The organism is Thauera sp. 28, from assembly GCF_000310145.2.
GTDB lineage: Bacteria > Pseudomonadota > Gammaproteobacteria > Burkholderiales > Rhodocyclaceae > Thauera > Thauera mechernichensis.
The window spans coordinates 28,272-44,064 of the sequence record NZ_AMXA01000032.1; the positions used below are offsets into that span (position 1 = coordinate 28,272).

Genomic DNA, 15,793 nt, shown 5'->3' on the forward strand with positions numbered 1-15,793 from the left:
GGCGCCATGAATTCCGCAGCCAGTTCCCCGGGCGAGTCGAGCCTCGCCCCCAGCGCTCCGCGCTTCGTCCACCTCCGCCTGCACTCCGAATACTCGATCACCGACGGTATCGTCCAGCTCGACCAGGCGATCGCCGTCGCCGCGGCCGATGGCATGCCGGCGCTCGGCATGTCCGATCTTGCCAACCTGTTCGGCATGGTCAAGTTCTACAAGGGTGCGCGTGGCAAGGGCATCAAGCCGATCATCGGCGTAGATGCCTGGATCCAGAACGAAACCGAGCGCGACAAGCCGCAGCGCGTGCTGCTCATCTGCAAGAGCCGTGCAGGCTACGGCCAGCTGTGCGAGCTGCTGACGCGCGCCTATCTGGAGAACAAGCACCGCGGCCGTGCCGAGATGCGCCGTGCGTGGTTCGAGGGTGGTGCGGCGAGCGAACTGTTGTGCCTGTCAGGTGCGATGAGCGGCGACATCGGCGCCGCCATCGCTGCCGGCAACCGCGACCTTGCCGAGCAACTCGCGGCCGACTGGGCCCGCCTCTTTCCGGGTGCGTTCTACATCGAGGTCCAGCGCGCCGGCCATCCCGGCACCGAAGCATACATACGCCATGCGGTGGACATCGCCGGGCGGCTCGGCCTGCCGGTGGTGGCGACCCACCCGGTGCAGTTCCTCAAGCGCGAGGACTTCCGCGCCCACGAGGCGCGCGTGTGCATTGCCCAGGGCTATGTGCTCGCCGACAAGCGCAGGCCGCGCGACTTCACCGAGGAGCAGTACCTCAAGAGCCAGGCCGAAATGTGCGAGCTCTTCGCCGACCTCCCCGAGGCGCTCGAGAACGCGGTCGAGATCGCACGCCGCTGCTCGCTCACGGTACAGTTGGGCAAGAACTTCCTGCCGCTGTTCCCGACCCCCGAGGGCATGACGCTGGACGACTTTCTCGTCCACGAGGCCAAGGCCGGCCTCGAGCGGCGCCTCGCCCAGCTCTACCCCCATCCCGAAGAACGCGAGAAGCAGCGTCCGCGCTATGAGGAGCGGCTCAAGTTCGAGACCGACACCATCATCCAGATGGGTTTTCCGGGCTACTTCCTGATCGTTGCCGACTTCATTCGCTGGGGCAAGAAGAACGGCGTGCCGGTCGGTCCGGGCCGCGGCTCGGGCGCGGGTTCGCTGGTGGCCTATTCGCTCGACATCACCGACCTCGACCCGCTCGAGTACGCGCTGCTGTTCGAGCGCTTCCTGAACCCGGAGCGGGTGTCGATGCCCGACTTCGACATCGACTTCTGCCAGGACAACCGCTACCGCGTCATCGAGTACGTGCGCGAGCGCTACGGCAAGGACGCAGTCAGCCAGATCGCCACCTTCGGCACCATGGCATCGAAGGCGGTGGTGCGTGACGTGGGCCGTGTGCTCGACCTGCCCTACGGCCTGTGCGACCGCCTGTCCAAGCTGATCCCGATCGAGGGCGCCAAGCCCGTCTCGCTGAACAAAGCCTACGAGATGGAGCCGCAGATCGGCGAGATGATGAAGGACGGCAACGACGGCGAGGCCATCCAGACCTTGTGGGGCCTGGCGCAGCCGCTCGAGGGCCTGTCCCGCAACGTCGGCATGCACGCCGGCGGCGTGCTGATCGCGCCAGGCAAGCTCACCGACTTCTGCCCGCTCTACATCGCCGACGGCGATGACGCCACGCCGGTTTCCCAGTTCGACAAGGACGACGTCGAAGCCGTCGGCCTGGTCAAGTTCGACTTCCTCGGCCTGCGCAACCTCACCATCATCGAGCTCGCGCTGGAGTACATCGAGCGCATGACGGGGAACCGCCCCGACCTCATGAGCCTGGGCTTCGAGGACCCCGCCGCCTACCAGATCCTGAAGGACGCCAACACCACGGCGATCTTCCAGGTCGAATCGGACGGCATGAAGAAGCTGCTCAAGAAGCTCGCGCCCGACCGCTTCGAGGACATCATCGCGGTGCTCGCGCTCTACCGCCCCGGTCCGCTCGGCTCGGGCATGGTGGATGACTTCATCCTGCGCAAGAAGGGCCAGCAGGAGATCGACTACTTCCACCCCGACCTGAAAGCCTGCCTGGAACCGACCTACGGCGTCATCGTGTACCAGGAACAGGTGATGCAGATCTCGCAGATCATCGGCGGCTACACCCTGGGCGGCGCCGACATGCTGCGTCGCGCGATGGGCAAGAAGAAGGCCGATGAGATGGCCAAGCATCGCGCCACCATTGCCGAGGGCGCCAAGCACAAGGGCTACGACCCGGCGCTAGCCGAGCAACTCTTCGACCTGATGACCAAGTTCGCGGAGTACGGCTTCAACAAGTCGCACACCGCCGCCTACGCGGTCGTCACCTACCACACTGCCTGGCTCAAGGCGCACCACTGCGCTGCCTTCATGGCGGCGACGATGTCGTCCGACCTGGACAATACCGACACCGTCAAGATCTTCTACGAGGATACGGTCGCCAACGGCATCGCGGTGTTGCCGCCGGACGTGAACGAATCCGACTACCGCTTCGTGCCGGTGGACCGCAAGACCATCCGCTACGGCCTGGGTGCGGTGAAGGGCGTGGGTGAGCCAGCGGTGCGGGCGATCCTCGCGGCGCGCGAGAAAGCGGGTGTTTTCCGCGACCTGTTCGATTTTTGCGAGCGCGTCGACCGCCGCATGGTGAACCGCCGCGTCATCGAGGCGCTCATCCGCGCTGGCGCAATGGACACGTTGTCAGGCCACCAGGGCCTGGACCGCGCCCAGCTGATGGCCACCGTGGCACTGGCGATGGAAGCTGCCGAGCAGGCGGCGGCCAACGCCATGCAGGGAGGCCTTTTCGACCTGATGCCGGAGGCTGCGGGTGCGGCGCCCGAGTTCGCCAGGATCCGCCTCTGGACCGAGCGCGAGCGGCTCAAGGAGGAGAAGCTTGCGATCGGCTTCTTCCTCTCCGGCCACCCATTCAATGCCTTCAAGTCCGAGGTGCGTCGCTTCGTCCGCCGTACGCTGGCCCAGCTCGAGCCCTCGCGCGACCTGACCATGCTCGCTGGCGTTGTGATGGAGCAGCGCACCAAGGTTGGCAACCGCGGCAAGATGGCCTTCATTCTGCTCGATGATGGCACCCAGCCGCGCGAGGTCACGGTGTACTCCGAGGTTCTGGAGGCCAGCCGCGGCAAGATCGTCACCGACGAGGTGCTGGTGGTCGAGGCCAAGGTGAGCAACGACGACTTCTCCGGCGGGCTGCGCATCAACGCCGACCGCCTGCTCACGCTTGGCGAGGCGCGCAGCCGCTTCGCGCGCGCGCTGGCTTTGCGCATCAACGGCGAGGCCGCAGCGAGCGGAGGCCCCCTCGCTGCGGCGGGCAAACTGCAGACCCTGCTCGAGCCCTTCCGTGACGGCGGCTGTCCGATTCGCGTGCGTTACCGCAATGCTGCGGCCGAGGCCGAACTGCCCTTGGGCGAGGCGTGGCGCGTCAGGCTCGAGGACGCCTTGCTCGAGAGTCTGCGCGAGTGGCTGCCACCCGAGGCCGTCGAGGTGGTTTACCCGGCGTGAGCATTGCCACCGCGTTGTTCAGGCATAGGCCAGCTCCGGTTCCTTGCCGCTGAGTTGCTGGGCACGGATCAGCGCTGCGGTGAGGTTGTCGGTGACGTTTCCGTCGCCAAGCTGGTCCAGGAAGCCCGAGCGGAAAACCAGCGAGCCCGGCTGCGCGTTCAGGCCGCAGAGCACCAGGTAGGCGCCGCGTTTGCCGAGGTTGCGATGCAGGGTCTGCAGGATGTCCAGGCCGGTGGTGTCGATGCTGATGACCTTGTCCATGTCCAGAATGACCACGTCGGGATGTCCATCCTGCATCAGCAGCAGGTTCTCGAGCTTGTTGGCGGCGCCGAAGAACAGGCTGCCGAACATCTTGTAGGCGAGAATGCGTGGCGTACCGTCTGTACGTTCGACTGCACCTGCACCGTAGTAGTCCTCGAGTGCCACGCGCTCGATACGGGTGAGATCCGACATCCGGTAGATGAAGAACAGGCTCGCCAGCACCATGCCGATCTCGACTGCCAGCGTGAGGTCGAACAGCACGGTGATGAAGAAGGTGCCGAGCAGGATGGTGCGGTACTGCAGCGAGTAGCGTGTCAGCTCGCCAGGTGCGAAGGCGTGCCATTCGCCCATGTTGATGGCGACCACCACTACGATGGCCGACAGCGTGGCGAGCGGGATGTGGCTGGCCAGGGGGGCGAGTGCGAGCACGATCGCCAGCAGCACGCCGGCATGGATCACGCCTGCGATCGGAGTGCGGCCGCCGCTGCGGATATTGGTGGCGGTGCGCGCGATGGCGCCGGTGGCGGCGAAGCCGCCGAACAGCGGCGCGGCGACGTTGGCGATGCCTTGTGCCATCAACTCCTGATTGGGGTCGTGGCGGTCGTCGATCTGGCTGTCGGCAACGCGGGCCGACAGCAGCGACTCGATGGCGCCGAGTAGCGCAATGGTGAGTGCCGGTGTGATCAGCTTGCCCAGCGTGCCCAGGCTGAGTTCGGGCAGGCCGAAGCTGGGGATCTCCTGCGGAATGCCGCCGAAGCGGCTGCCGATGGTGTCGACCGGCAGGGCGAACAGGGCATTGACTGCCGTCATGACGATCAGCACTGCCAGTGGGCCGGGCAGGCGGCGCATCCAGGCAGAGCGTGCAGCCTGCCGGTTCCAGCCCACCAGAATGACGAGCGAGGCGGTGGCGACGGCGACAGTGGCAGGGTCGATGCTCGGCAGCGCGCTCCACAGCGCCGCCATCTTGGCGAAGAACTCACCCGGCAGATTGTCGACCTGCAGGCCGAGGAAGTCCTTGATCTGCGAGATGAAGATGACCACCGCGATGCCGTTGGTGAAGCCGATGACGACCGACAGCGGGATGAAGCGGATCATGTTGCCCAGGCGCAGCGCACCCATGGCGAACAGCAGCACGCCCGACATCATGGTGGCGATGAGCAGGTTCTGCACGCCGTGGTCGACGACGATGGCGTAGATGATGGGGATGAAGGCGCCGGTGGGGCCGCCGATCTGAACCTTCGAGCCACCCAGCAAGGAGATGAGCAGGCCGGCGACGATTGCCGTCCAGATGCCGGCCGTGGGCGACATGCCCGAGGCAATGGCGAAGGCCATCGCCAGCGGCAGTGCGAGCACGCCGACGGTGATGCCGGCGGAGATATCCCCGGCGAGGCCGCTGCGGCCATAGCCGGGCAGGGTGTCGAGGAGTTTGGGGCGGAACTGGATCTTCATGCTGTCTCCGGTGCAGGTCTGGACGAAACTTGCAGCACCGCCCGACGGGCGGCGCTAGGGAGACAGCCGCCCTCGACCTGCGTGATGCAGGACCATCCAGCGTTTCGAGGGCGTGAGCGGCATGAAGTCGGCGCCTTACTTGACCTTCATGCCAGGCAGGGCGCCGGCGTCAGGCGACAGGATGAAGAGCCCTGGGGTGCTGCCGTCGGTGTCCGAGGCCGCCAGCACCATGCCCTCGCTCATGCCGAACTTCATCTTGCGCGGTGCCAGGTTGGCGACCATCACCGTCATGCGCCCGACCAGCGAGGCGGGATCGTAGGCCGACTTGATGCCGGCGAAGACCTGGCGCGGCTTGGGGTTGCCGGCCTCATCCGTCTCGCCGATGTCGAGCGAGAGGCGGATCAGCTTGTCCGCACCCTCGACATGCTCTGCGTTGACGATCTTTGCGATGCGCAGGTCGACCTTGGTGAAGTCATCGATCGAGATGTGGGCCGAGGGTGTCTCGGCTGACCGCGCAGCGTGTTGCTGCTTCTCGGCGTGGCGCTGCTGTGAGGACGCAGCCTTGGCTACCGCAGCGTCCTTGGCCGGCGCCGCGGCAGGTGCGAGCGACTCGCGGTTGGCCTCGAGCAGGGCATCGATCTGCTTGCGCTCGACGCGCGTCATCAGGTGGCTATAGGCCTGGATGGCGTGGCCGGCGGGCAGTGCTGCCCAGTCGCCCCGCCAGTCCATCGCCGGGATGGCGAGGAAGGCCTCGACCTGCGCGGCCAGCGCCGGCAGCACCGGCTTGAGGTAGCGGGTGAGGTCGCGGAACATGGTCAGCGCGGTGCTGCACACGGCGTGCAGGCGGGCCTCCTGGCCTTCCTGCTTGGCGAGCTCCCACGGCTTGTGGTCGTTGACGTACTGATTGGCGACATCGGCCAGGCGCATGATCTCGCGCAGCGCGCGGCTGTAGTCGCGCTCGTCATAGGCGGCGGCGATGCGACCCTCGGTCCAGGCCGCTGCGAACTCGGCACAGGCGGCGGCATCGACTTCGCCCAGCTTGCCGTCGAAGCGCTTGCCGATGAAGCCGGCGCAGCGGCTGGCGATATTCACGAACTTGCCGACGAGGTCGGCATTGACCTTGGCGATCATGTCGTCGAGGTTGAGGTCGACGTCTTCCATGGTACCGTTGGACTTGCCGGCGAAGTAGTAGCGCAGCCACTCGGGGTTGAGCTTCTGAGCGATGTAGGAGTGCGCGGTGATGAAGGTGCCGCGGCTCTTGCTCATCTTGGCGCCGTCGACGGTGAGAAAGCCGTTGACGCACAACTGGCTGGGGGTGGCATAGCCGGCGAACTTCAGCATCGCCGGCCAGAACAGGGCGTGGAAATAGAGGATGTCCTTGCCGATGAAGTGCACCATCTCGGTGCCGGCCACGGCGGCGCGGGAGGCGTCGGTGTAATCCTCGACTGCAATCGTCTCGCCCGTGGCGGCGCGCTTCTCGGCGAGGTTGCGGAAGCTGGCGAGGTAGCCGATCGGCGCGTCCAGCCAGACGTAGAAGTACTTGCCCGGCGCGCCCGGGATCTCGAAGCCGAAGTAGGGCGCGTCGCGCGAGATGTCCCAGTCGGAAAGCTTGTTTTCGCCAGCTTCGCCGAGCCACTCCTTCATCTTGTTGGCGGCCTCCGCCTGCAGGCGGCGCTCACCGGCGGTGTTGGTGCCGCGCGTCCATTCGCGCAGGAAGGCGACCGCGCGCTCGTCCGAGAGGCGGAAGAAGTAGTGCTCCGAGGTCTTCAGCACCGGCTTGGCGCCGGATACCGCGGAGTAGGGGTTCTTGAGTTCGGTGGGGGCGTAGGCCGCGCCGCAGGCTTCGCAGTTGTCGCCGTACTGGTCGGCGGCACCGCATTTGGGGCACTCGCCCTTGATGAAGCGGTCGGGCAGGAACATCTCCTTGACCGGGTCGTAGTACTGCTCGATCGAGCGCGTGTCGATGAGGCCGCCGGTCTTGAGCTTGCCGTAGATGTCCTCGGCGTAGAAGCGGTTCTCGGCGCTGTGCGTGGAGTGGTAGTTGTCGAAGGCGACGCCAAAGGCGGTGAAGTCGCGCAGGTGCTCGCCGTGCACGCGGTCGATGAGCTGCTCGGGGGTCAGGCCTTCCTTTTCGGCGCGCAGCATGACCGGCGTGCCATGGGTGTCGTCCGCACAGACGTAGTGCACCGCATGGCCGCGCATGCGCTGGTAGCGCACCCAGATGTCGGCCTGGATGTAACCCACCAGGTGGCCGAGGTGGATGTCGCCGTTGGCGTAGGGCAGGGCGTTGGTGACGAGGAGCTTGCGGGACATGTTGGGCGTGCGCAGATTAAAGACGCCGAGTTTATCAAACGCAGCCGCCGACGTATGGTTCGCGGCGCGGCGCGCAGGAGATCAGGGCAACTGGCGCAGCAGCAGTTCGACTCGGCGGTTGCGCATGCGCCCCTCTTCGGTGGCGTTGCTGGTGAGCGGGTCGGCCTCGCCGCGGCCGTCGGCCTGCAGACGCTCGAGCCCGATGCCGCGCTGGCGCAGGTGTTCGACGACGGCCTCCGCGCGCGCGATCGACAAGCGCAGATTGACCATCTCGCTGCCCTGGCTGTCGGTGTGGCCGATGACCTTCACCAGCACGTTGAGGTTCTCGGCGAGGACGGGGGCGAGGGTGTCGAGCACGTGTGCGAGCGAGGGGCGGATCTCGGTGCTGCCCGAAGTGAAGCCGTCCGCGACAGGGATCTGCAGGTTGATGCCTGCAGCGTCGATGGGGCCGATCTGAATGGCGGGCAGCGTGCTGGCCACCTTGCCCAGTTCGGTGCGCAGTGCCTGCCAGTCCGGCGCTGCAGTGGCCGGCCGTACCAAGGCATGCTTGTGCACAGGGTCGCTGCCGGCCTCGTCGCCGGGTGCGAGGCCGGGGGTTGCGCAGGCGGCCAGAAGAGCCAGGGGAAGCAGGGCGAGGCATGACGGTTTGGGGGGGCGTGCTTTCATCATGGCTAGGGTGTGTGGTCGAGTCTGAAGGGAGCGCTCGCAGCAGGGGGAAACCCTGCTGCCGTCGCGGATGAGCGAAACGTTGCGCTCCGGTATGATGCGGCGGATTTCGCCAATGTTCGGCGATCCCGGATTATCAAGGAAAACGCGATGAGTCTTGATCAGGAAACCGTAACCGAAGCCCTCCGCCAGCTGATCGACCCGAACACGGGCAAGGATTTCATTACCGGGCGCAGCATCCGCAATCTGGTGGTCGAGGGCGGCAGCGTTCGCTTCGACGTCGAACTGGGGTATCCGGCGAAGAGCCAGCATGAGCCGATCCGGGCCTTGCTCGCGGATGCGCTGGCCAAGTTGCCCGGCGTGACCAGCGTAGAAGCGCGCGTCAGCAGCAAGGTGGTGGCCCATGCAGTGCAGCAGGGGGTAAAGCTGCTGCCGGGCGTGCGCAACATCATCGCAGTGGCTTCGGGCAAGGGCGGTGTCGGCAAGAGCACGACGGCGGTCAACCTGGCATTGGCGCTGGCGGCCGAGGGCGCGCGCGTGGGTATCCTCGATGCCGACATCTATGGGCCATCGCAGCCCCAGATGCTGGGCATCGGTGACCAGCGTCCGGTGTCGGACGATGGCAAGACCATGATCCCGCTCGAGGCCTACGGCCTGCAGGCGATGTCGATCGGCTTCCTGATCGAGCAGGATACGCCGATGGTGTGGCGCGGCCCGATGGCAACGCAGGCCCTCAACCAGTTGCTCAAGGACACCGCCTGGCACGACCTCGACTATCTCGTCATCGACATGCCGCCGGGTACCGGAGACATCCAGCTCACGCTGTCGCAGAGCGTGCCCGTAACCGGGGCTGTGATCGTCACCACGCCGCAGGACATCGCCTTGCTCGACGCACGCAAGGGGGTGAAGATGTTCGAGAAGGTGGGGGTGCCCATCCTCGGCGTGGTCGAGAACATGAGCATCCACATCTGTTCGAAGTGCGGCCACGAGGAGCACATCTTCGGGCAGGGCGGGGGCGAGAAGATGTGTGCCGATTTCGACACCCCCTTCCTTGGCGCCTTGCCGCTCGACATCCAGATCCGCTCCGAGGCCGATAGCGGGGCCCCCACCGTGGTGGCCGATCCGGACGGCCGCATTGCTGCGCTCTACAAGCAGATCGCGCGCAAGGTCGCGGTGCGTATTGCAGAGAAGGCCAAGGACATGACCCACAAGTTCCCTAACATCGTGGTCAAGAACAGCTGAGTTCACGGGCCGGGCGTGCGGGATGCTGCAGGAGGGCAGCTCGCGCGCGATGCCCTTTCCTGCGGCGCGCGCTTGCCCTACACTCACGCGCTTTGAAACCGGCCCCCGGGGCCGCACTGGAAACGCGCCGATGTCCATCAAGTCCGACAAGTGGATCCGCCGCATGGCCGACGAGGCCGGCATGATCGAGCCGTTCGCGCCGGAGTTGGTGCGTAGCAACGACAGCGGCCGCATCGTCTCCTACGGCACGTCAAGCTATGGCTACGACGTGCGCGTGGCCAACGAATTCAAGATCTTCACCAACATCAACTCGACCATCGTCGATCCGAAGGATTTCGACGCGCGCAACTTCGTCGATTTCACTGGCGACGTATGCATCATCCCGCCGAATTCCTTTGCGCTGGCGCGTACGGTCGAGTACTTCCGCATTCCGCGCAGCGTGCTGACGGTGTGCCTGGGCAAGAGCACCTACGCGCGCTGCGGCATCATCGTCAACGTCACCCCGCTCGAACCGGAGTGGGAGGGCCATGTGACGCTCGAGTTCTCCAATACCACGCCGCTGCCGGCCAAGATCTACGCCAACGAAGGCGTTGCGCAGATGCTCTTCTTCGAGTCGGACGACGTGTGTGAAACGTCCTACAAGGACCGGGGTGGCAAGTACCTCGGACAGACTGGCGTGACCCTGCCCAAGATCTGAGCGCTGGCGTGTGCCACCACTGCATGAACGGGGCCGCCTGACGGCCCCTTGTGCTTTTTCGAACCACTTTCGGTAACGTGCAGGCAACGCTCGACGAGTAAATTGCCTGTTTTGTCCGTCCCGCAAGGACCCCGCTGGAGAGGACCAGGATGAAATTCCATTTCCCCATCATCATCATCGACGAGGATTTCCGCTCGGAGAATACGTCCGGACTGGGGATCCGCGCGCTTGCCAAGGCGATCGAGGACGAGGGCATGGAGGTGCTGGGCGTCACCAGCTACGGCGACCTGACTTCGTTTGCCCAGCAGCAGAGCCGCGGATCGACGTTCATTCTGTCGATCGACGACGAGGAGTTCTCGTCGCCCGAGGCCTCGGCCAAGGCGATTGCCGATCTGCGCGCATTCGTGGTCGAGATTCGCTTCCGCAATGCGGACATCCCGATCTTCCTGCACGGCGAGACGCGCACCACGCGGCACATCCCCAACGATGTACTGCGCGAGATGCACGGCTTCATCCACATGTTCGAAGATACGCCGGAGTTCATCGCTCGCTATGTGGTGCGCGAGGCGAAGAACTACCTCGATTCGCTGGCACCGCCGTTCTTCCGTGCGCTCACGCACTACGCGGCCGACAGCTCGTATTCATGGCACTGCCCGGGGCACTCGGGCGGCGTCGCCTTCCTCAAGAGCCCGGTGGGGCAGATGTTCCACCAGTTCTTCGGTGAGAACATGCTGCGCGCGGACGTGTGCAATGCGGTCGACGAACTCGGCCAACTGCTCGACCACACCGGCCCGGTGGCGGCCTCGGAGCGCAACGCGGCGCGCATCTTCAACTGCGATCACCTGTACTTCGTCACCAACGGCACATCGACCTCGAACAAGATGGTGTGGCACACCACGGTCGCGCCCGGTGACATCGTCGTGGTGGACCGCAACTGCCACAAGTCCATCCTCCACTCGATCATCATGACCGGCGCGGTACCGGTGTTCCTGACGCCGACGCGCAACCATTACGGCATCATCGGACCGATTCCGCTCGAGGAGTTCTCGGTCGAGAATATCCAGAAGAAGATCGAGGCGAACCCTTTCGCACGTGAAGCCAAGAGCAAGAAGCCGCGTATCCTCACCATCACCCAGTCGACCTATGACGGCGTGGTGTACAACGTCGAGACGATCAAGGACATGCTCGACGGCGAGATCGATACGCTGCACTTCGACGAAGCCTGGCTGCCCCATGCGGCGTTCCACGATTTCTACGGCGATTACCACGCCATCGGCGCCGATCGTCCGCGCTGCCGCGAGTCGATGGTGTTCTCGACCCAATCCACGCACAAGCTGCTGGCCGGCCTGAGCCAGGCCTCGCAGATCCTGGTGCAGGACTCGCAGACGCGCAAGCTCGATCGCGACATCTTCAACGAGGCCTACCTGATGCATACCTCGACCTCGCCACAGTACGCGATCATCGCCTCCTGCGACGTCGCTGCGGCGATGATGGAGGCGCCTGGCGGGCCGGCGCTGGTCAATGAGTCGCTGTCGGAGGCTGTCGAGTTCCGCCGCGCAATGCGCAAGGTCGACGCCGAGTTCGGCGATGACGACTGGTGGTTCAAGGTGTGGGGGCCGGAGTTCCTGGCCGAAGAGGGTATCGGTACGCGTGAAGACTGGACCCTTAAGGCGGGCGAGCGCTGGCATGGTTTCGGAGACCTGGCCGATGGCTTCAACATCCTTGACCCGATCAAGGCCACGATCATCACGCCGGGCCTCAACATGGACGGAGACTTCGCCGAGCATACGGGCATTCCGGCGGCGATCGTCACCAAGTATCTCGCCGAGCACGGCATCATTGTCGAGAAGACCGGGCTCTATTCCTTCTTCATCATGTTCACCATCGGTATCACCAAGGGCCGCTGGAACACCATGGTGACGGAGTTGCAGCAGTTCAAGGACGACTACGACCGCAACCAGCCGCTATGGCGGGTGATGCCCGAGTTCATCGCCAAGCACCCGCGCTACGAGCGCGTGGGCCTGAAGGATCTCTGCGACCAGATCCACAGCTTCTACAAGGCGCATGATGTCGCGCGCCTGACCACGGAGATGTACTTGTCGGACATGGTGCCGGCAATGAAGCCTGCCAATGCCTTTGCGAAGATGGCTCACCGTGAGATCGAGCGCGTGGCTCTGGACGAGCTCGAGGGTCGGGTCACCGCGATGCTGGTAACCCCTTATCCGCCGGGTATTCCGCTGCTCATCCCGGGCGAGCGCTTCAACGCCACGATTGTGCGCTACCTCAAGTTCGCGCGCGATTTCAATGCCCGCTTCCCTGGCTTTGAGACTGATATCCATGGTCTCGTGAAGGGCGAAGATGGGCGCTACCACGTCGACTGCGTTGCCGACTGAGCGCGCTCGTAGCCGCAACACGTGAAAAAGGGCCGCTGAGCGGCCCTTTTTCATTTTCTTCGCGGGCTCAGCAGCGCTGGTATTCGACGAAGTCGAAGTCGTACTCGTTGTCGGTATCGGCCGTGCGTGCGTCGCGACGCAGTTCGATGAACTGCGAGCGGTCCAGCATCGGGAAGTGCGCGTCGCCGTCAACGTCTGCCCACACCTCGGTCAACACCATGCGGTCGGCCTGCCTGAGCAGGGTGTTGTAGAGCTGAGCGCCACCAATCACGAACAAGGTGCTGGCGCCGGCTGCGGCTGCAATGGCGGCTTGAGGGTCATGGAAGACTTCGGCGCCGTCCGCGGTGAACGCGGGGTCGCGGGTGACCACCATGTTGCGCCGTCCGGGCAGCGGGCGTCCCAGGGACGTCCACGTGTTGCGGCCCATCAGGATGGGGTGTCCCATGGTCAGGGTGCGGAAATGCTGCAGGTCAGCCTTGAGGCGCCAGGGCAGTCCGTTGTCGCGCCCGATCACCCCGTTGCGGGCGACTGCTGCGACGATCACGATCTCGGGGGTATTGTCATTCATATGGCAACAGGGGCCTTGATGTGCGGGTGGGGGTCGTAACCATCGAGGGCGAAGTCCTCGAAGCGGAACGCCAGGATGTCTTTCACCTGCGGGTTGAGTACGAGCCGCGGCAAGGCGCGCGGCGTGCGGCTGAGCTGCTCGCGAGCCTGTTCGAGGTGATTCATGTAGAGATGGCAATCTCCACCCGTCCAGACAAAATCGGCGACTTCGAGTTCGCACGCCTGTGCAACCATGTGGGTCAGCAAGGCGTAGGAAGCAATATTGAAGGGCACGCCGAGGAAGATGTCCGCACTGCGCTGATACAACTGGCAAGACAGTTTGCCGTTCGCGACGTAGAACTGAAAAAGGGCGTGGCAGGGCGGCAGTGCCATGTTGTCGACCTCGCCTGGGTTCCACGCGGACACGATGTGGCGGCGGGAGTCGGGGTTGCGCCGGATGCCCTCTACCAGACGGGCGATCTGGTCGATGCTGCGACCGTCGGCTGTCTCCCACCGGCGCCATTGCTTGCCGTACACCGGGCCAAGCTCACCATCGGGCGCTGCCCACTCGTCCCAGATCGACACCCCATTCTCCTTCAGGTAGCGAATGTTGGTATCGCCTTGCAGGAACCACAGCAGTTCGTGAATGATCGAGCGCGTATGGAGCTTCTTGGTCGTGACCAATGGAAAGCCGGCGCGCAGATCAAATCGCATCTGCCAACCGAACACGGACAGGGTGCCTGTCCCAGTGCGGTCAGTTTTTGCATCACCGTGCTCGAGCACATGCCGCATCAGATCCAGGTACTGTTGCATCGCTTCATCTCGTGTAAAAGCGTGATTTTAGCCCGCAATGAAAACGTCGCCAGCGATCCGTGTCGGTGTGTCCCGGTGGGCCTACGGCGGAGTGATGATAGGGCCTCCCGCGCGCGGCGTGCGGATGCCCTGGCGACGGGGCGCAAGCCCAGGCGCCGAGCGGCGTGCAGGGCGAACATTGTGCTAAGCTCGACTATATGAAATATGCGCAGGTCCGACTTGCGCGAAGCCGGAGGCTGTCCGCGTACGAGCCGCCGCGATCTGGGGGGCAGGGGTGGATAATATGGCAGCGACGCTCGATTTCACGCCTGCCGGGGTGTTGGCGGGTGGAGGTAATCCTGTCGCTGGGCTGGAGGCAGCCACAGCCACCCTGCGTGCCCTCTACAAGCCTGGTAGTCCGCGAGCCGAGGCCGCCGGCTTCTCGGTGGCATCCGCCTTTGACGATGCGTTGCGTACGGCTATCGAGCGCGCAGCGCCGCTCTCGGTGGCGCGTGGTGTCGAGCGCGACCCGAGTCGCGGTGCAAATTGGTGGGGGCGGTGGCTTGCCGGTGTTCGTGACGCATCAATGGCTGTCTGCGATGCCTACTGGTGCATATCACCGGAGGCGTTGGCAGCGGCGGGGAACGGAACCGTTCGTCTGCGTCTTGCCGGCAGTCTCGTAGAGGCCATCAAGTGGTCGGCCTGCGATCGCTTCAGTCCGGACGAGGTGCTCTGGCAGCGCCTGTCAGGCTTGCTCGTTGAAACCGTCAGCGCGGACGCAGGCCTGATCGTGGGCGACGTGCCCGGGGTGGCGCGAGAGTTTCTGCGTGCTGTTGCCTATCACAGCGTTGGTCTTGATCAGCTGGAGCTGGATCGAGCGCTCGCCATGGTCCATCTCGTCGATACCTGCGTACCTTTTCTGTCTCTTGGCTCTGCCGTATCGGGGGCGCCCCAGTACGTGATAGACCTCGGTGCCGGGGGCGCACCGCAGCGGCGGTATTCGACTGGCGCTGTCAGTCAGCTGTGCTTTGCTCCCTGGGGGGCCGACGAGCTGCTGGTTGGTTTCGAGCGGCAGCTCGCTGAAGGTAACGTGCCGCTCGTTTTTGGCAAGCTTCCCCGTGAGCTGATGCTGGAGGCCGTAAGGAGGCTGCGCAATCAGTGGTCCAGGACGCCCCCGGTTCGCTTGCGCAAGCGTTATGCGCAGGATGCTACGGTGGAGATCACACGCGGACTGATGGAGTTGCGTCAGGTGCTTGCTGGTGAGGTGCGGCAGCTCGCGAGAGTCTGGCGGGTCTGCGACCTCAGTCGGAGCGGCCTGCAGATAAGGGCTGCAAGCGACCCCTCTGGTGCTTGGCCTGACGTCGGTGAGTTGCTTGGAGTCCGCTTCACCGATGGCGAGGGCTGGCAACTCGCCGTCGTCAGGCGCCTTCAGATGTGGCCCGATCATGCCCGCCTCGGACTTGAGCTGGTGTCACGTCATCCGGTGCTGGTTGTACTGGATGATGGTCGGCTCTCAATTGAGGCGCTGCTGTGCGATCAGCCTGCGCGCGGGGAGGCTGTGCGCCTGCTGCTGGGGCCGGAAGAGGCGGTGGGCACGGAGACCGTGTTCATGAAGCACGGTGGGGGGGTGCTCAAACTACGCTTGCTTGGGGAGCAGCCCTCGCCGTTTGGTGACGCTCGAGGTTACCGGCTGCAAGTGTTTCAGGTTGGCTGATAGTCATCCGCCCTTGGTGTTCGAGCAGGCATCGACTGAGCGGCGCCGGTCGCGATTGGATGCCCAGGCTCGCTACCTTGCTGAAGTTCGGCTGCATGCATCCATTTAAAACCTTGATCGTTATTTTTCTTGACGGTATGGATTGGGTGTCTATAATGCGCACCTCTTCAGCGCTGCAGCGGTTTC

At 64.6% G+C, this 15,793-nt stretch carries 10 protein-coding genes; 5 read left to right on the forward strand and 5 right to left on the reverse strand.

The genetic code is table 11. The annotated features are described in order from the left end of the window. Positions 1 to 6: 6 nt before the first annotated feature. Positions 7 to 3,534 (forward strand): DNA polymerase III subunit alpha, encoded by a 3,528-nt coding sequence (dnaE, locus tag C662_RS16810; RefSeq protein ID WP_002931740.1) that lies wholly within the window; start codon positions 7 to 9, stop codon positions 3,532 to 3,534. An 18-nt stretch (positions 3,535 to 3,552) separates the two neighbouring features. Here dnaE and C662_RS16815 read toward each other — a convergent pair whose 3' ends face one another. The 3 genes from C662_RS16815 to C662_RS16825 all read right to left on the reverse strand — a co-directional run bounded on the left by C662_RS16815 (position 3,553) and on the right by C662_RS16825 (position 8,226). Then, positions 3,553 to 5,244, reverse strand: coding sequence for a SulP family inorganic anion transporter (locus C662_RS16815; RefSeq protein WP_002931741.1), 1,692 nt, complete (start codon positions 5,242 to 5,244; stop codon positions 3,553 to 3,555). Between the two features lie 135 nt (positions 5,245 to 5,379). Continuing rightward, on the reverse strand, positions 5,380 to 7,557 hold the full coding sequence (gene metG, locus C662_RS16820; RefSeq protein WP_002931744.1) for a methionine--tRNA ligase: 2,178 nt from the start codon (positions 7,555 to 7,557) through the stop codon (positions 5,380 to 5,382). Between the two features lie 81 nt (positions 7,558 to 7,638). Next, a complete protein-coding gene (locus tag C662_RS16825; protein ID WP_002931745.1) occupies positions 7,639 to 8,226 on the reverse strand; it encodes an OmpA family protein in 588 nt (195 codons plus the stop codon). A gap of 147 nt (positions 8,227 to 8,373) precedes the next feature. Between C662_RS16825 and apbC the strand changes: the two genes are divergently transcribed. The 3 genes from apbC to C662_RS16840 all read left to right on the forward strand — a co-directional run bounded on the left by apbC (position 8,374) and on the right by C662_RS16840 (position 12,555). After that, on the forward strand, positions 8,374 to 9,465 hold the full coding sequence (gene apbC / locus C662_RS16830) for an iron-sulfur cluster carrier protein ApbC (protein ID WP_002931746.1): 1,092 nt from the start codon (positions 8,374 to 8,376) through the stop codon (positions 9,463 to 9,465). 130 nt (positions 9,466 to 9,595) lie between these two features. Beyond that, complete coding sequence (dcd, locus tag C662_RS16835) at positions 9,596 to 10,162, forward strand: dCTP deaminase (RefSeq protein ID WP_002931753.1); 567 nt, start codon at positions 9,596 to 9,598, stop codon at positions 10,160 to 10,162. Between the two features lie 149 nt (positions 10,163 to 10,311). Then, positions 10,312 to 12,555: an arginine/lysine/ornithine decarboxylase gene (locus C662_RS16840; RefSeq protein ID WP_002931754.1), complete on the forward strand. Its 2,244-nt coding sequence runs from the start codon at positions 10,312 to 10,314 to the stop codon at positions 12,553 to 12,555. A 67-nt stretch (positions 12,556 to 12,622) separates the two neighbouring features. On the opposite strand, the gene C662_RS16845 is transcribed toward C662_RS16840, so the two are convergent. Then, positions 12,623 to 13,123: a dihydrofolate reductase gene (locus C662_RS16845; protein ID WP_002931755.1), complete on the reverse strand. Its 501-nt coding sequence runs from the start codon at positions 13,121 to 13,123 to the stop codon at positions 12,623 to 12,625. Then, positions 13,120 to 13,914 carry a thymidylate synthase gene (locus C662_RS16850; RefSeq protein ID WP_002931756.1) on the reverse strand — a complete coding sequence of 265 codons (795 nt, stop codon included), beginning with the start codon at positions 13,912 to 13,914 and terminating at the stop codon, positions 13,120 to 13,122. The genes C662_RS16845 and C662_RS16850 overlap by 4 nt, the downstream gene beginning before the upstream one ends. A 283-nt stretch (positions 13,915 to 14,197) precedes the next feature. Here C662_RS16850 and C662_RS16855 point away from each other — a divergent pair, with 283 nt between their 5' ends. Beyond that, positions 14,198 to 15,607, forward strand: a complete 1,410-nt coding sequence (locus C662_RS16855) for a hypothetical protein (RefSeq protein WP_002931757.1) — start codon at positions 14,198 to 14,200, stop codon at positions 15,605 to 15,607. The last annotated feature ends 186 nt before the right edge of the window (positions 15,608 to 15,793 follow it).

Coding starts and splice junctions, on each gene's coding strand:
- C662_RS16845 (WP_002931755.1), bottom strand. CDS start 13,123: ATGAATGACAATACCCCCGAGATCGTGATCGTCGCAGCAGTCGCCCGC.
- C662_RS16815 (WP_002931741.1), bottom strand. CDS start 5,244: ATGAAGATCCAGTTCCGCCCCAAACTCCTCGACACCCTGCCCGGCTAT.
- C662_RS16840 (WP_002931754.1), top strand. CDS start 10,312: ATGAAATTCCATTTCCCCATCATCATCATCGACGAGGATTTCCGCTCG.
- metG (WP_002931744.1), bottom strand. CDS start 7,557: ATGTCCCGCAAGCTCCTCGTCACCAACGCCCTGCCCTACGCCAACGGC.
- dnaE (WP_002931740.1), top strand. CDS start 7: ATGAATTCCGCAGCCAGTTCCCCGGGCGAGTCGAGCCTCGCCCCCAGC.
- C662_RS16850 (WP_002931756.1), bottom strand. CDS start 13,914: ATGCAACAGTACCTGGATCTGATGCGGCATGTGCTCGAGCACGGTGAT.
- C662_RS16855 (WP_002931757.1), top strand. CDS start 14,198: ATGGCAGCGACGCTCGATTTCACGCCTGCCGGGGTGTTGGCGGGTGGA.
- apbC (WP_002931746.1), top strand. CDS start 8,374: ATGAGTCTTGATCAGGAAACCGTAACCGAAGCCCTCCGCCAGCTGATC.
- dcd (WP_002931753.1), top strand. CDS start 9,596: ATGTCCATCAAGTCCGACAAGTGGATCCGCCGCATGGCCGACGAGGCC.
- C662_RS16825 (WP_002931745.1), bottom strand. CDS start 8,226: ATGATGAAAGCACGCCCCCCCAAACCGTCATGCCTCGCCCTGCTTCCC.